Annotated in this window: 6 protein-coding genes; 1 reads left to right on the top strand and 5 read right to left on the bottom strand. The window is 71.7% G+C overall.

The window, feature by feature from the left end:
* Positions 1-4: 4 nt before the first annotated feature.
* Genes ACGFWI_RS14065 through ACGFWI_RS14075 form a run of 3 tightly spaced genes read right to left on the bottom strand, consistent with a single transcriptional unit; the run spans position 5 to position 3,792 of the window.
* Positions 5-2,233, bottom strand: coding sequence for a xanthine dehydrogenase family protein molybdopterin-binding subunit (locus tag ACGFWI_RS14065; protein WP_393906212.1), 2,229 nt, complete (start codon positions 2,231-2,233; stop codon positions 5-7).
* Between the two features lie 9 nt (positions 2,234-2,242).
* Positions 2,243-3,226 (bottom strand): FAD binding domain-containing protein, encoded by a 984-nt coding sequence (locus ACGFWI_RS14070; protein ID WP_393906213.1) that lies wholly within the window; start codon positions 3,224-3,226, stop codon positions 2,243-2,245.
* Entirely contained in the window at positions 3,223-3,792 is a 570-nt protein-coding gene (locus tag ACGFWI_RS14075; protein WP_393906214.1) for a 2Fe-2S iron-sulfur cluster-binding protein, read from the bottom strand. The genes ACGFWI_RS14070 and ACGFWI_RS14075 overlap by 4 nt, the downstream gene beginning before the upstream one ends.
* Positions 3,793-4,462: 670 nt before the next feature.
* Between ACGFWI_RS14075 and ACGFWI_RS14080 the strand changes: the two genes are divergently transcribed.
* On the top strand, positions 4,463-5,857 hold the full coding sequence (locus ACGFWI_RS14080; RefSeq protein ID WP_393906215.1) for a transcriptional regulator: 1,395 nt from the start codon (positions 4,463-4,465) through the stop codon (positions 5,855-5,857).
* Positions 5,858-6,149: 292 nt separating this feature from the next.
* Here ACGFWI_RS14080 and ACGFWI_RS14085 read toward each other — a convergent pair whose 3' ends face one another.
* Together ACGFWI_RS14085 and ACGFWI_RS14090 are read right to left on the bottom strand one after the other, a co-directional pair.
* Positions 6,150-6,674, bottom strand: a complete 525-nt coding sequence (locus ACGFWI_RS14085) for an ATP-binding protein (RefSeq protein WP_393906216.1) — start codon at positions 6,672-6,674, stop codon at positions 6,150-6,152.
* A 539-nt stretch (positions 6,675-7,213) separates the two neighbouring features.
* Positions 7,214-13,555 carry an SDR family NAD(P)-dependent oxidoreductase gene (locus ACGFWI_RS14090; protein WP_393906217.1) on the bottom strand — a complete coding sequence of 2,114 codons (6,342 nt, stop codon included), beginning with the start codon at positions 13,553-13,555 and terminating at the stop codon, positions 7,214-7,216.
* Positions 13,556-13,586: the final 31 nt, after the last annotated feature.

The following is a 13,586-nucleotide window of genomic DNA, read 5'->3' on the forward strand; positions in this document are numbered from 1 at the left end:
CCGGTCACACGGACATCGGCGGCAGAGCGGGCAACACCTTCTCGAGCGTGATGGGGAAGTCGCGCACGCGCAGCCCGGTGGCGTTGAACACCGCGTTCGCGACCGCCGCACCGGCCCCGCAGATACCCAGCTCACCGACGCCCTTGGCGCCGAGGGGGTTCGCCTTGTCGTCGTACCCGTCGAGGACGACGACGTCGACGTCGGGGATGTCGGCATGGACCGGAACCAGGTATTGCGCGAGATCCCGGTTGACGAAGGCGCCGGATCGCGGGTCGACCACGGCCTCTTCTTCGAGGGCCGCGCCGGCCCCCCAGATCATGCCGCCCATCAGCTGCGAGCGGGCCGTCTTCGCGTTGAGCACGCGCCCCACGGAGAACACGCCCAGCATCCTCCGCAGCCGGATCTCGGCGGTGTCCGCGTCGACCCCGACTTCGGCGAAGTGGGCCCCGTAGGTGTGGATCGAGTAGTCCGCGTAGTTCGGATCGTCGCCCATGAAGCGGGTCTCACCCTCCGCCTCCATCCCTTCGGGACGGTGGCGGGCGACGATCTCGCTCAGCGCCTCGGACGCGCCACCGATGCGCACCGCGCCGTCGCAGAACACGGCGTCTGCCGGGTCCAGTCCGTGCAGCGGGGAGCGCGCGTCGTCGCGCGCCGCGACCAGCAGCTCCTCGCGCAGGGCCGCACACGCCCGATGCGCCGCGGTGCCCGAGTTGGCGGCGCCCCACGAGCCCCCGGACCCCCAGCTGGAGGGGAACCCGGAACGCCCGAGCTCGATCCGCACCCGGTCGGGCGGCAGTCCGAGTCCGTCGGCCGCGACCTGCGTGAGGATGGTGTATGTGCCGGTGCCGATGTCGGTCATGTCCGTCTGGACGACGGCGGTGCCGTCCGCCGCCAACCGCACCCGCACCGTTGTCGGCCCTTGGAAGTGCCCGCGGATGGCGGCGGCCATGCCGTAGCCGACCAGCCGGCGTCCCTCGCGCACACTCGCCGGGGTGGCGGGACGGCCCTCCCAGCCGAACCGGCGCGCGCCTTCGCGCAGGCAGTCGACCAGGTGCCGGTCGCTGTACGGCACGTCCCGCTCGGGATCGACGGCGGGCTCGTTGCGGATCCGCAGCTCAACCGGGTCCATCCCGAGCGCATCGGCCAGCTCGTCCATCGCCGACTCCACCGCCAGCATGCCCGGCGCCTCGCCCGGCGCGCGGACGTCCGACCCGCGCGGCAGGTCGAGCGGCGCCAGCCGGTGGCTCGTCAACCGGTGGGGCGCGGCGTAGAGGCTGCGGGTCGTGGCGGCGGTCTGCTCGGCGTACTCCATGTCGGGGTTGGTGTGCATGGTGACGTCATGGGCGATCGCCGCCAGCCGTCCGTCGCGCCCCGCTCCCAGCCGAACCCGCTGGCTCGAGGTGGGGCGCACGCCGACGAGCTGGAAGACCTGCTGCCGGGTCAGCGCGACCTTGACCGGTTGGCGCAACGTGCGGGCGGCGAGCGCCGCGAGGATCGTCTCGGCGTGGATGCCCAGCTTGGAGCCGAATCCCCCGCCGACGAAGGGGGTGACGATGTGAATCCGCTCCGGGTCGATCCGCAGCGTGGCGGCGACCGAGGCCCGCGCCGCATCGACGATCTGGCAGCTGACGTAGACGTCCAGGTCCTCGCCACGCGGTGCCACCAGGCAGGCATGCGGTTCCATCGGCATCGAGAGCTCGTACGGCGTCGTGTAGCGCTGATCGACCCGCACGGCAGCGGTACGGAATCCGGCGTCGAAATCGCCCACCGCGGTGTCGGTGGCCAGTCCGGCATTGGTCTGTTTCGGGGCGTACGCCTCGCCTTCGTGCGCGGCGAAGTCGAACCGTCCGTGCCCGGCGGCGTACTCCACGTCCACGAGTTCGGCCGCCGCTCGGGCCTGCTCGAAGGTCGCGGCGACGACGAGTGCCACCGGCTCGCCGTAATGGTGAACGTCCGGGCCGGTCAGCGCCGGCTGGGCGCGCCAGTACTCGATCGGGACGGACTCCACACGCGGGCCTTGCACCGGGGCATTGTGATGGGTCATCACCATGCGTACGCCGGGTGTGCTTTCGGCACTCTCGGTGTCGATCCTGGTGATGCGGCCCTTGCCGATGGTCGCACCGACGACGACCCCGTAGAGGGGTTGGCCGGCTTCCCAGTTCTCGTAGGCGTAGGTGGCTCGGCCGGTGACCTTCAAGGGGCCGTCCACGCGGTTCAATGCTTGCCCGATCATCTCGGCTCCTCAGCTCGACCGGGCCGCTTGCGCCAGCGTGCGGCACAGCGTGCGCTTGGCCAGCTCGATCTTGAAGTCGTTGTCCCCCTGCCCCACGGCATCGCGCAGCGCGGCCTCGGCGGCGGTGCGATACGTGGCCATCGTGGCGGGACGGCCGGTCAACGCGGCCTCCGCCTCCACGGACCGCCACGGCTTGTGCGCCACACCGCCGAAGGCCACCCGCGCCGCACTGATCGTCCCCTGGTCGGCCGAGACGACAGCCGCCACGGAGACCAGCGCGAACTCGTAGGACGCCCGGTCGCGCACCTTGCGGTAGAGCTGCCGGCCCGGCGGCGGCGGGGGCAGGATCACGCCCGTGATCATCTCGCCGGGCCGCAGCACGGTCTCGATGTGCGGCGTGTCGCCGGGCAGCCGGTAGAAGTCCGTGATGACGACGCGGCGTACCGACCCATCGGCGTCGAGCAGCTCGATCTCCGCGTCCAGCACGGTCATCGCGACGGCCATGTCCGAGGGGTGGGTGGCGATGCAGGAGTCGCTGGCGCCGAGAATCGCGTGGATCCGGTTGAACCCGCCGATCGCCGCGCATCCGGAGCCGGGCTGCCGCTTGTTGCAGCCCGCGGCCGTGTCGTAGAAGTAGGGGCAGCGGGTGCGCTGCAACAGATTTCCCCCGGTGGACGCCTTGTTGCGCAACTGGCCGGAGGCGCCGGCCAGCAGCGCCTCCGACAGCACCGGATAGTGCGTACGCACCCGGGCGTCGGCAGCCACATCGGAGTTCGCCGCCTGGGCGCCGATGCGCAGTCCGCCGTCCGTGAGTTCGTCGATGTCCCGCAACGGAAGCCGGCTGATGTCGACCAGATGGCCGGGCTGCTCGATGTCGAGCTTCATCAGGTCGAGCAGATTGGTGCCGCCGCTGATGAACTTGGCGCCGGTTTTGGCCACCGCGGCGACGGCGGCCTGTGCGTCCGTCGCCCGCTCGTAGGTGAAGGACCTCATTCCGGGCCTCCGCCCGCGATGCCGCGGAGGGCGGCGACGATGTTCGGATAGGCGGCGCACCGGCAGATGTTGCCGCTCATCCGCTCGCGGATCTCCTCATCGGTCAGCACGACCCGCGGCGAGGCCACGTCAGCAGTGGCGTGGCTGGGCCAGCCCGCCGCCACCTCGGCGAGCATGCCGACCGCCGAACAGATCTGGCCGGGAGTGCAGTAGCCGCACTGGAAGCCGTCGTGCTCAACAAAGGCGAGTTGAATGGGGTGCAGGTCATCGGGTGCGCCCAGGCCTTCGATCGTCACGATCTCGTCGTCCTCGTGCATCACGGCGAGCGTCAGACAGGAGTTGACGCGCCGGCCGTTGATCAGCACCGTGCAGGCGCCGCACTGCCCGTGATCACACCCCTTCTTGGTCCCGCTCAGGCGCAGATGCTCGCGCAGCGCGTCGAGCAGCGAGGTCCGCGGATCCACCTCAAGCCGCCGCACCTGATCGTTGACGCTCAGCGTGATCGCCAAGGGCCGGGCCGTTCCGCCCTGAGTCCGCCCCGCGGTACCCGTATCTGAATCGCTCATCACAGCCCGCTTTCCTCGCTAGGTGCGGGTGCCACTCCGGACATGCGTCGCCGGGGACGGTCACGCCCCCCGCGCCCCGTCGCATCTGCCGGGCACGCTTCGCCCTCCCCAGCGTCTCGCACATACCTGACCGTCGCAGCGCGAGTGTTTCTTCGGTGCCCGGGGCGAGGTCGTGGAGCGCGCCGTTGACCGGGGCTACCGGCCGATGCCGTTGGCGGCGGGCCTTGTGACCTGCCGCGACGGGCGGTCGCACCGCTCTGACCGGTGGGAATGGCCTGTCGGGCCGCTCACGGAGACCTGTCGGGCGGGTCCGGGCCGGCGCTCGCCTGCCACGGGCCGGGGCCACGAGCAGAGGCTGCTCCCCCGTCCCTCGGCGCGCAGCGCGCGCCGGCACCCGCACGTCGTCCGACCGGCGCCCGGGAGTGCGGGTTGTGCGCGGTGGGGGGCGGTGGCGCTGAAGGGGGCCGCAGGGGCGCACCTGGCAGCCGGGCGCAAGTGGGGGACGTCTGGAGCCCCCGGGTGCACCTTTACTACTCGGCGCAACGCCCTGGCGGCTACTTGACTTTGGTCATCGCGGTTCAGTCCCGCTTGTTGGGTAATGACTGTTCCATCCCGTTCTCTCTGGATATGCCAACGTGAAGCGTTGGCGGCATGTGCTTGGAGGCGAACCATGGCCGCCCGACCACTCGTCGCGCGTCAGACCAACCAGCGACTGCGGTCTCTCATTCAGGAAGCCTCGCTGTCCAACTCCGCTCTGGCCCGCCAGGTGAACGTCCTGGGAGAGACACAGGGCCTGGATCTGCGGTACGACAAGACTTCCGTGAGCCGGTGGCTGAGCGGTCAGCGGCCCCGCGGCCGGGTTCCCGCCATCATCGCCGAGGCGCTGAGCGGCAAGCTGGGCCGCACGGTCTCGACGGAAGAGATCGGTATGGCCAACGGCAACAGCGTGACCTGCGGGGTCGGGCTCCACTTCGCGGCGACCGTGGAGGGGGCACTGGAGCAGGTCCGTGAACTATGGCACATGGACGCCGAATCCCGGGGGCTTTTATCCCGTTCTGCCATGACCGCCTCGGCGTTGGTGGAGCCCAGCAGGGACTGGCTGATCAGCTCCCCGGACCCGCAGGTGGCGCGCAGCTGGCGACTGGGGCCGCGGGTGGGGATGACCGATGTGGAGCTGATCCGGGCGACCACCCAGGCGCTGGCCGAGCTCGACCACAGAGTGGGCAGCGGGTACGTCCGGCCGGTGGTGGTCTCCTGCCTCAGCAGTGTGCTGTCCGGCTTGATGGACGGGAGCTACGGCGAGACCACGGGGCGGCAACTGTATGCCGCGGCGGCCCGGTTGACGGAGTTCGCCGGGTACACGGCCCTGGACACCGGGCAGCCGGGCCTGGCGCAGCGGTATTACATCCAGGCACTGCGGCTCGCGCAGGCCGCTGACGACCGTTGTTACGGCGGTTATGTGCTGGCGGCCGGTCTGAGCCATCTCGCCGTGGGGGCCGGCTGTGCCAGGGAAGCGGTGCAGCTCGCACGGGCCGCCCAGGAAGGCACCCGGGGGCGGGCCCCGCTGGCCGCTCAGTCCATGTTCTACGCGACCGAGGCCCGCGGCTACGCCATGCTCGGCGACGCGCGGATGTGCAAAATACTGGCGGACAAGGCCACCGAAGCCATGACGCATGTCGTTCCGGGGGACAGCCCCGAGTGGATCACGCATTTCGACCGGGCCTATCTGGCGGACGAGTTGGCCCACTGCTACCGGGATCTGAAGCAGCCGCGTCCGGCCGCCCGCCGGGCCGAGGAAGCGCTCGCCCGGCATCCGCGGACCCGGGTGCGCCGCCGCGCCATCGATCTGCTGCTGCTCGCCACCGCGTTGGTGCAGGCCGGTGACGTCGAGGAGGCGTGCCGGGCGGCCGTGCAGGCGGTGGCGTTGCTCAGCCGGCTGAAGTCGGCGCTCGGGGAGCGGTACCTGCAGAACTTCAGGGATGAGCTGAGGCCGTACGGTGACGCGCAGCCGGTGCGCGAATTCGACGCGCTGGTCCAGGAGAGCGGTGTGCGGGTGCCCCGGTGACGCGCGTGCCGCGAAGGGCGGACGGCGGGCGTACTGCCCGTCGTACGGGTGCCGACGGCCGGGCGGCTCGTTCCGTCCCGCGGGGAGGTGGTGCGGAGCCGGTGCCTGCCTGACCGTCGGCGGTAGGGAGCAGCCCCGGAGGGCTGCGGTGCAGCGGCGGATGCGTACCGGTCGCCGGGGGCGATCCGTCCGGCCGCTTGGGGTGCGGTGTGGTGCGGTGCACGCAGGCTTCCGGTCCTTCCGGACGGTGCGTGCGGGTGGTGTCCGGCCGTCGGGGCCGGTTCGGGGGTGTCTAGGGCGCCATGCCGTGCCGTACGCCGGCTGTCAGCGGTATCGCCGCCCACACGGTGCAGCTGTTGTCGGGCTCGGTCCTGCGGCCCCATCGCGAGGAGGACTTGGCGACCAGTTCCAGGCCGCGGCCGTGCTCCTGGGCCTGGCCCGGGCGGCGCATCAGCGGCACCGACGGTGTCCCCCCGCGGTCGTGCACCTCGATGTGCAGCAGGCTCTCCGACCTCCATATCCGACAGGTGATGCGTCTGCTGGCGGAATACTGAATGGCATTGGTGAAGAGTTCCGACAGGACGAGCAACGCCGGATAGCGTGTGTCGTCGTCGTGGATTCCTTGTCCGTCGAGCCAGGCGCGGGCCAGGTTCCGGCAGACCGGCACCGCCCGCTTCACCGCCGGCAGACGAAATACCACGCACTGCGCGGAGCGCCAGCAGTCGGCGGGAATCAAGGCGCTCCTTTTCTGGGGCCAGCTCGCGATATGCCGGGCGGTCACCATGACTTCGGCCGAATGCGTTGTGGTGGGTAACATGACTACCCCTTTCGTACGTGCCTCATGGACCTCGATGCCGCTTTCGCCCCATGAAGCACGGCCAGCGCCATCGCTCGATCTGTCCTGGCGACGGGCTTCGCAGTGCGCCGCGCCGCCTCCGGTGCGTACCGGGCCGCTTTGTGACCTCGCTTGCCCGATAATTCAAGCAGTTCGAGCGTCTGCCCGGGAAGGCGCACGGTGCAGCATCGGGAGCGGGCGGGGGATATTGCGACGCGAAATATTATCACCATAAGAAAACGGTTGTGCATTACCGGCAGTAATTGACGGAAATGGGTGAGGCGGCGCCAGAGTTAAGGCGGCAAGAACTTACCAGAAATGACGGCGGTTCGGAATTTCGGCATCCGTTTGCGCGATATCGCGAGATAGATGAGGAAGAGAAGGAGCGGTGAGGGGGGTGATTTCCCGGGTGTTCTTGTGCGGCCTGGTGCACAGGAGGCCGAGGGGGAAGCGGACAGGCTGACGCCCGGCGGGCCGTTGAACAGCCCGCCGGGCGTATGCGATCCCCGCTGACCCGCGCCCTAGTTCGCGGTCAGCTCCAGGCCCAGTTGCTCGGCGACACCGGCGGCGAGAGCGGCGAGGGTCGGATGTTCCCAGACGAAGTTTCTCGGCAGGGAGAGGGCGAAGGAGCGGTCGATGCGCACCCGCAGCTCCATGGCCAGCAGGGAGTCGAATCCCAGCGACTTCAGCGGTGTCTGCGGGTCGAGCGAGCTCTCCCCCAGCCGCAGCACGTCACGCACATGCCCCGCCAGATGCTCTTCCAGCGCGGCCCGTCTGGCCATGCCGGGAGGCAGTGCGGTGAGCCGGGCACGCATGTCCTCGGCCTCCTCGGGCGGCGGGGTCCGGTCCGGCGGTGCCTGCCCGGACACCCCGCTGAAGAAGGGGAGATGACGGCCGGCCGGCGGAATCCAGGTGTCCGGCGGGCCGGGAAGCACCCCGGTCTGCACCCGCCGGCGGGCCAGTAGCGTCCGCAGCGCCGCCAGGCCGTGGTCCGTGGGAATGGTGCGGTATCCGCGGCGGCTGAAGTCGGTGGCGACACCGATCTCGCCCCACGGCCCCCAGTTGACCGCCACGGTGGGCAGCCCCTGTCCGGAGCGCCAGGCCGCGAATCCGTCGAGCCAGGAGTTCGCCGCCGCATAGGCGCCCTGGCCGGGGTTGCCCAGCAGCGAGGCCATCGAGGAGAACGCCGCGAACCAGTCCAACGGGTGCCCCTCCGTGGCGTGGTGGAGATGCCAGGCGCCGACGACCTTCGGCATCCAGACCCGTTCCAGCTGCTCGTCGACCACGTTGGTGATCACGGCGTCGTCCAGCACCATGGCGCAGTGCACCACCCCGCGCAGCCGGAATCCGTCGGTCACCGCGGTGGACACCAGCCGCTGCGCGACATCCGGATCGGCGATGTCTCCCAGGACCACCGACACCTTCGCGGTCCGGCCGATCACCGTGGCGAGCGTCTGCGCGACCTCGGGGGGCGGGGCGCTGCGGCCGTTGAGCACAAGGTGGCCTGCGCCGTGTGCCGCGAGCCATTTCGCGGTGGCCAGGCCCAGGCCGCGCAGACCGCCGGTGACGATATAGGCACCGCCCTCCTCCACGGGCATGTCCATCTCGGGCAGCACCGCGGGGGCGTCGCCCTCGCCGGGCACGGTCAGCACCAGCTTGCCGATGTGGTCGGCGGCCGCCATGGTGCGGAAGGCCGTGGTGGCCTCCGCGAGCGGATACTCCGTGCAGTGCAGGGGTTTGAGCCGCCCCTCCTCGAACGCGCCGAGCACCTCCTTCCACACCGAGGCGAAGGTGTCGGGGCGGTTGCGGTGCAGCTCGATCAGGTCGACGGTGCTCAGGGTGATGTTGTGCCGCAGCGGCAGCATTCCCAGCGGAGCGTCCGCCATGATGTCGCGCACCCCCAGCTCCACGAACCGGCCGAAGGGGCGCAGCGTCTCCAGGCCCGTGCGGATGGCCGCGCCGGACAGCGAGTTGAGGACGACATCGACGCCTTCCCCGTGCGTCGCCTCGCGGGTGCGTTCGCCGAACTCCAGCGTGCGGGAGTCCATGACGTGGCTGATGCCCATGCCCCGCAGATAGCGGCGCTTGTCCTCGCTGCCGGCCGTGGCCAGCACCTCGGCACCCAGCAGCCGGGCCACCGCGATCGCGGCCAGACCGGTGCCGCCGGTGGCCGAGTGGATCAGCACCCGCTCCCCGGCGACGAGCCGGGCGACCGAGCGCAGCGCGTACCAGGCGGTCAGGAAGGCGATCGGCAGCCCGGCCGCGGCGACCGGTTCGATGCCGAACGGGATGGGAGCGACCGCTTCGGCGGGCAGCGTCAGAAAGGACCCGAACGCTCCGCCGCGCAGATCGACGGCGAGCACCTCGTCCCCGACCTGTGGGCGCTCCACCCCGGCGCCGACCGCGCTCACCACACCGGAGCATTCGAAGCCGATCCGGTAGCGGACGTCCAGGTCGCCGGGGAGCAGGCCCATCGCCGTGAGCACATCGCGGAAGTTCAGGCCGGCGGCGGTGACCCGCACCTCGACCTCGCCGGGCGCCGGTGCGCGCCGGCCGGTGGCGGCGTACTCCAGGCTCGACAGATCGCCCAGCCGGCTCGCGCGCAGCCGGAAGCCGTCCGCGCCGTAGCGCACGGTGCAGGGGGTGGCGGCCCGGTCCTGCCCGCCGTTCGGCGCGGCATGTTCCAGGCGGGCGACGTGCCGGCTGCCCGCGCGCAGGGCGACCTCGTCGTCCTCCGCGTCCGCCAGCAGTTCCAGGGCCACTTCCTCGGGATCGGCGTCGTGCGGGTCGGCGTCCACCAGCACCGGCCGGATCTCGGGGTGTTCCAGCGCGCCGACCCGCAGCAGGCCGCGCACCGCGCTCTGCCCGAGGTCGACCTCGTCGCCCGGCAGCACGCTGCGGGCGCCCCGGGTGACGACGTACAGGCGCGGCGACGAGGAGCCGGCGGTGATCGCCTGCACCGCGCCGAGCAGCCGGCGGGTGCGCCACAAGGACTGCACGGCCGGCTCGCCGCCCTGGGCGCGTCCGCACACCAGCACCACCCCGCGCGGCGTTTCGAGGGTGGCGGCCAGGCGGCCGGTGAGGGCATCGCGGAACACCCCGAGCGAGGTGTCGTCGAGCGGACGGTCCCAGACCACCGTGCGGGCGCAGCGGGAGCGCAGCGCGGCGGCCAGCGCCTGGGCCGAGCCGTCCGCTTCGCCCACGATGACCCAGCTCCCCGGTGCATGGCCACCGTCCGGAGTCGCACGGGGTGCGGACTTCCAGCCGATTTCGAGGAGCCAGTCGTCGATCTCCGGGGTGTCGCGTACGGCCCGCCGTGCGAAGCGCAGACCGTTGACGACGAGGACCACGGCGCCGCTGTCGTCCAGGAGGCGCACATTGGCCACGATGGCCTGCGCGGTGATCTCGCTGACGTGGGCGTGGCAGTACACGGCGCTCGCGGGATCGCCGAGGATGCGTACCGCCTGCATGCTCACCGGCAGCACCAGTGACTGGTCGTCCTCGTTGATCAGGGGCGCCACGGCGAGCTGGGCGCAGACGTCGAGGAGGACGGGGTGGACCGGCAGACCGGGGGGCGGGGTGCAGGCCTGGGGCGGGACCCCGACCTTGGCCCAGAAGCTGTCGTTGTGGCGGCCGGTGTGCAGTTCGAGGACACCGGTGAACGCCGGGCCGTGCTCCAGACCGCGCCGGCGCAGGCTCTCGTAGAGGGCGGCCGGCTCCAGGGACAGCGGGTGGCGCAGGCTCATGGCGTCGACGGATCTGGGCCGCAGCTCGGGCCGTACGGTCAGCCGGTGCAGCACCGCGTCGGCCTGCACCTCCCAGTTGCCCGTCTCGTTCCGGGCGAGAACCTCGCACTGCGCCCGGTCCGGTGCGGTCATCGTCACGACGGTGGAGACCTCGGTCTCCGCCTCCAGCCGCAGCAGCTGGGTGAAGTGGACGTCGGTGACCTCCACTTCGTGCGGTGCCGCGCCGAAGACCTCGCAGGCGGCCGAGAGCGCCAGTGCGCAGTGCGCCGCCCCCGGGAAGACCGCGTTGCCGTGCACCCGGTGGTCCCCGAGCCAGGGCAGCGCCTCGGTGCCGGTGTCGGCGCGCCAGCAGTGCCGCACGGGTTCGCCGGGGAATTCGGTGTGGTGGCCGGGCAGTTGGGCCCGGGGGGCGGCGTCGGCGGCTTCCGTGGGAGGGGCGGCGTCGGCCCAGTGGTGGCGGCGGTCGAAGGTGACGGTGGGGGCGTCCACGAGGCTGCCCTCGCCGTAGAGCTTCCGCCAGTTCACGGGCACGGCGGCGCAGTGCAGTGCGGCGAGCTGGGTGCGGAAGGTGGCCTGCTCGTCCTCCTCACGGCGCAGCGTGGGCAGGACGACGGGGTCCGTGACGAGACCGGCCAGGCTCCGTTCGACGGAGTGGGTGACCACGGGGTGCGGTGAGATCTCGGTGTAGACCATGTGCCGGTCGGCCGCCGCGGCCGCCACCGCCTCGGCGAAGCGCACCGGGCGGCGCAGGTTGTCGCACCAGTAGTCGGCGTCGAAGGCCGGCGTCTCGCCTGCTTCGACGACCGTCGAGTAGAACGGCACCTTGGGCGAGCGGGGATCGAGACCGGCCAGGGCCGACCGCAGGGCCGGCAGCACCGGGTCCACCAGCGGACAGTGCGAGGCGACGTCCACGGCGATCGGGAACACCGGGATCTTCCGGGCCTCCCAGGCGGCGGCCAGCCGGCTCACCTCCGTGGTCCTTCCGGCCACGACGGTGGAGTCGGGTGCGGAGAGGACGGCGACCGACACGGTGTCGGCCGCGCTGTCCGCGAGTTCTTCCCGCACGGTGGCGGCGTCCAGGCCGACGCTCAGCATGCTGCCGGAGCCCGCGATATCGCTCAGCAGCCCGGAGCGCCGGCAGATCACCCGGACCCCGTCGGCCAGGGTCAGCGCCCCGGCCACCACCGCCGCCGCGACCTCGCCCATGGAGTGCCCGATGACCGCGGCGGGTTCGACGCCGTACGAGCGCCAGGTGGCGGCGAGGGCGATCTGGAGCGCGAACAGGACCGGCTGCACGGTGCCGCACCCGTGGACCGGCTGACCGCGCCGCACCACGTCGAGCACGCAGACCTCGCTCTGTGCCCTGATGAGCTCGTCGACCTCGGTCAGCGCGTCGAGGAACGCCGGTTCGGTCTTGAGCAGTTGGCGCCCCATGCCGGGCCACTGGGAGCCCTGGCCGGAGAACACCCACACCGGCTGCCGCTCCACGGCGGCGCCCACGGCGCCGGTCACGACCGCCGGGTTCCGCTGCCCGGCCGCGAAGGACCGCAGGGAAGTGACGAGTTCCCGGCGTGCGGAGGCCACCACGCCCAGCCGTCCGCGGCCCGCGCAGCGCCGGAGAGCGAGGGTATGCGCGAGGTCGCGCAGCGGCACGTTCGCGCCGTCGCCCTCCATCCAGTCCGCGAGCCGGGTGGCCGCGGCCGGCAGGACCTCCGAAGAGCCGGCCGACACGAGGAAGACCTCGGACGCCCCCTGGGCCGGCCGCCCGGAGCCCTGGTGCCGGGCGGCCGGCCGTTCCGGAGCCTGCTCCAGCAGGACGTGTGCGTTGGTTCCCGAGAAGCCGAAGGAGGACACGGCGGCCAGCCGGGTGACCGTCCTCAGGGGCCAGGCGGACAACTCGGTGGGGACGAAGAAGCGGGTGCCCGCCGCGGAGATGGCGGGGTTCCAGCGCCGGAAGTGCAGATTGGCCGGGATGGTGCCGCGTTGCAGGCACAGCACGCTTTTGATCAGTCCGGTGATTCCGGCGGCCGGTTCCAGGTGCCCCACGTTGGTCTTCACCGAGGTCAGGGCGCAACGGCCCGGCCCGTTGCCGTAGACGTCGGCGAGGCTGGCGAACTCGATCGGGTCCCCCACCGGGGTGCCCGTGCCGTGGGCCTCCACCATGCCCACGTCCCGCGGGTCGACGCCGGCCTGCCGGAGGGCCTCCTGATAGAGGGCCTTCTGGGCGGTCACCGACGGGGCGGCCAGCCCCTCGGACGAGCCGTCCTGGTTGACGGCCGAGCCGCGCAGCACCGCCAGGACCCGGTCACCGTCCCGTACGGCGTCAGAGAGACGTTTCAGCACCACGACGCCACAGCCTTCGCCCCGGACGAACCCGTCGGCGTCGGCGTCGAAGGTCCGGCAGCGCCCGCCGGCCGACAGCATGCCCATCCTGGCGAAGGACCGGGTGATGCGCGGCTGGAAGCTCAGCGTGACGCCGCCGGCGAGCGCGAGGTCGCACTCACCGGCCATCAGCGCCCGGCGTGCCATGTGCACGGCCACCAGCGAGGAGGAACAGGCGGTGTCCAGCGCCACACACGGTCCCTGCAGACCGAGCAGATAGGAGATCCGGCCCGCGGCCACGCAGTGGCCGTTGGTCAGGATCGACCCCTCCAGTTCCTGTGGCTGCCCGGCCAGCCGGTCCATGTAGTCGCTGTAGCTGATCCCGGCGAAGACGGCCGTGGGGGTGCCGTTCATCCGGTCCGGTGGCAGGCCGGCGTGTTCCAGGGCCTCCCAGGTGACTTCCAGCAGCAGGCGGTGCTGGGGGTCCAGGACGTCGGCCTCCCGTCCGGCGACACCGAAGAACGCGGCGTCGAAGCCCGTCACCTCGCGCAGGAAGCCGCCCTGACGGGGTGTCGGTGCTCTGCTCCCCGGCCCGGGGGAGTCCTCCGGGACAAGGCGCCGGCGCTCCGGGGGCAGTTCGCCCACCGCGTCCCGCTCCTCGACCAGCAGCCGCCACAGGGCGGCGGGCGAGTCGGTGTCGCCGGGGAGCCGGCATCCCATGCCGATCACCGCGATCTGGTCCGTCTCGTGGGTGGGTCGCATCTCGGCTGTCGAGCCGTGCATGTCGTTGCTCATCGGGTCTCCGTACGTGGGAGGTGATCTGCCC

This window comes from Streptomyces sp. NPDC048434 (genome assembly GCF_043200375.1).
In the GTDB taxonomy this organism is placed as follows: domain Bacteria; phylum Actinomycetota; class Actinomycetes; order Streptomycetales; family Streptomycetaceae; genus Streptomyces.